The organism is Candidatus Cloacimonadota bacterium (assembly GCA_020532355.1).
Lineage (GTDB): Bacteria > Cloacimonadota > Cloacimonadia > Cloacimonadales > Cloacimonadaceae > UBA5456.
The window spans coordinates 1-2,978 of the sequence record JAJBBD010000322.1; the positions used below are offsets into that span (position 1 = coordinate 1).

The window sequence follows — 2,978 nt, forward strand, 5'->3', positions numbered from 1 at the left end:
CCAGCCTTGACGTATCCTCTGGAGAACTGAGGCTTATTGAAGTCAAAGGGATTGGGGCTGAATCCGGAACCATTATCCTTACTCCCAATGAAAGAAGAGTTGCGGAAGATAGACCGGATTGCTTCTGGCTTTATGTAGTAACCAACTGCAATACTGCACCGCAACTTCAAGCTCCAATACTAAACCCTGCGCAGTATCAATGGAATGAAGTGAAGAAAGTACAGCATTATCAGATCAATCTCAGTTCAATAATTAGCAACTTGAAGGAATGATTGTATGGAAACAAACCTAAAACAGCCGACCAGATTAATTGCAATGATTGTATACTTGGCTGTAATATTGCTCGTCAGTTTTGTTCTGTTTGGCTCGGTTCTCCCTCCAGTTAATGAAAAGGGCTTGTGGTTCTTTTCTTCACTTATAATGATTTTGTTAGGAAACCTTCTGGTGACGCCGTTCTATACCAAACCCGTAGATGCTATATCATACTCAACTGCAGCTATAGTATCGATGTTGTCTGTGTCATCAATTATATCTAGGACATCTCTAGGATTTGAGCAATATTTATGGTACTCAATCACTTTGTATCTAGTGATTTGTATAGTATTAGGCTTCCTCTGTGTTGCGTTATACCAAACAAAATTTAGACTCTTTCGTAATGTATCGAGTTTATCGTACATTTGGGTAAGCCAGCTATCTAGTCCAATGATAGTCTTTACTTTAGTCTTGTTGTTTGCCCTAATCGCATTTCACAGACACGACCCGAGAGAGTACATATTGATCTCGGTTGTGTGGATGTTGATATCAATTAAACCTGTTGAAACCCTCTTTTCACTAATTAAAAGGTCTAGACAATCTCTGCATGGAAATAAGACAATTACTAAAATCGGAGAAGTTGTTGGCCATGAGAACCCCGGCATCATTATTCTAAAACAATACACCAATGATAGTTATCCAATTGGATCTTTAGTTCTGACAAGATCTGAGAGCGGTGCATGTTGCCTAGCAATGGTTCTGGACTATATTGGTTTTTCGAGTGGAAGATGGGTGCGTACTATCTATCTTCAAGATTATTCAGATAGCAGATTGTGTGATGTTTCGGACGGATCATCATACATTGTTAATGACATAGCACAGATATCTCATGAAAAAAGAATCCAGAATGCTAATGGAATTGTCGGCATAGTTGTTGAAGAAACAAGAATAAACAGGATTCTAATAGAAATTCTCCGGAGCGATGTAAACCTAGTTCAGGGAAGAATTGTTTGCATCAGTATCAATAATGAAAACGTTTACTGCCAGATCACGAATGCAACTATTAAGGACGATGTCTTACGTAATAAAGACAAGAGAAGCTATATAATCGCTGCGGCAAGGAAACTTGGAACTTGGGATAGTGTAGCGAAACATTTCAATACGGTTCATTGGGTACCCTTGCCGAATGAGAGAGTTTTGTTGGTAGATGAAGAAGAGGAGCACTATGATCATGATGCCATCGGGAATATCCCAAGTACGGATTTTCATGTTTATACTAAAACAAGTGACTTGGTTAGCCATAATACTGCGATATTGGGGATACTCGGAGTAGGAAAATCTTGTTTGGCACTTGAACTTATTGAAAGGATGTTGCTCGATGGTATAAAGGTAATTTGCTTGGACCTGACTGATCAGTATAGCAAAGAGTTATCACCATATTTAAATCCTAATAATGAGACTGATGACTCTGAGTTGATTGCTGCAGGGTCTCAAGATAAGGATAAATGTCAGCAAAACGTTGCTGATGGTGGAAGTGTAAAACATTTCAGAATTGAGCTAGAAAAACAGATGAAAGAATTTCTAAAAGAAGATAATAAGCATTCATGCCGGATTATTAATCCAGCCAAAATCGAGGTTTGGAAGCAGGATGGGAAACTGTATTCTAACAAAGCACCTATGGCTATGTTAACACCATGCGAGATTACTCGAATAGTGACGGAATGCGCGTTGAAAATTCTTCAAGAATCTGGAATGACAGAAAAAGCGAAATGTTGTTTAGTATACGAAGAAGCTCATTCTCTTGTACCAGAATGGAACTCAGTTGCTAGCGAAGGGGATAAAACCGCGACAAGTGGTACTGCTAAGGCTGTTTTGCAGGGTAGGAAATACGGTTTGGGGTGTATGCTTATCACACAAAGAACAGCAAATGTCACTAAGACTATACTAAATCAGTGCAATACAATTTTCGCTATGAGAGTGTACGATGCTACCGGGATGGAGTTTTTGAAGAATTATATCGGTGATGATTACGTCGGCGTTTTGTCTGAGCTACCAGATAGACACGCTGTCGTTTTTGGAAGAGGAATATCTTGTAGGGAACCAGTCATGCTTAAACTGAATGATAGAGAGAAGTTTAAAACAGAAGCTAGAAATTCGAAACCAAAGGTACAATCATGATACCCAAGGAATGTAAACGACTTGCAGAAGTAGATTTTCCGATTGCGGAAGTCTCCAAACACGCTGTCCGAGAAAAGTCTATCCATCATGGACACCCCAGCACTTTGCATCTGTGGTGGGCAAGGCGTCCTCTTGCATCGAGCCGGGCCATGCTCATGGCTCTATTACTACCTGATCCTTGTGATCCCTACTGCCCCGGTGCCTTCAAAGAACAAGCCAGGAAACTACTTCCTTATGTTACCGGACCTGTGGGTAGCTCTGATTATGATCTGCAACGTAAGTTGCTGCATTTCATAGCTGATTTTGCTAATTGGGTTAATGCTCATAAAAAGAATTACCTGGAACTGAGCAGGGCTTTGATCAAAGCAGCCCATCCGGAGGAAACACCTTTGGTGGTAGATCCCTTTGCCGGAGGAGGCAGCATACCTTTGGAAGCTCTCAGAATTGGCTGCGATGCTTTTGCCAGTGATCTTAATCCTGTTGCCTGCCTTATCCTGAAGGTAATGCTTGAAGACATCCCCAAAAGCGGTCCTGAGTTGATAGATGAA

General features: G+C 40.7%; 3 protein-coding genes. All 3 read left to right on the plus strand.

The window, feature by feature from the left end; all coding sequences use genetic code 11:
- A partial coding sequence (locus LHW48_11045; protein ID MCB5260983.1) for a DUF3883 domain-containing protein occupies window positions 1–272 on the plus strand: 272 nt, incomplete at its 5' end.
- A gap of 520 nt (window positions 273–792) precedes the next feature.
- Entirely contained in the window at window positions 793–2,430 is a 1,638-nt protein-coding gene (locus LHW48_11050; GenBank protein ID MCB5260984.1) for a DUF87 domain-containing protein, read from the plus strand.
- Window positions 2,427–2,978: DUF1156 domain-containing protein (locus LHW48_11055; protein MCB5260985.1), on the plus strand; the 552-nt coding region annotated here is incomplete at its 3' end. The genes LHW48_11050 and LHW48_11055, both read left to right, overlap by 4 nt.

What these genes read in the sequence shown, in the direction of transcription:
- LHW48_11050 (MCB5260984.1), top strand. Translation starts at nt 793, where the DNA reads ATGTTGATATCAATTAAACCTGTTGAAACCCTCTTTTCACTAATTAAA.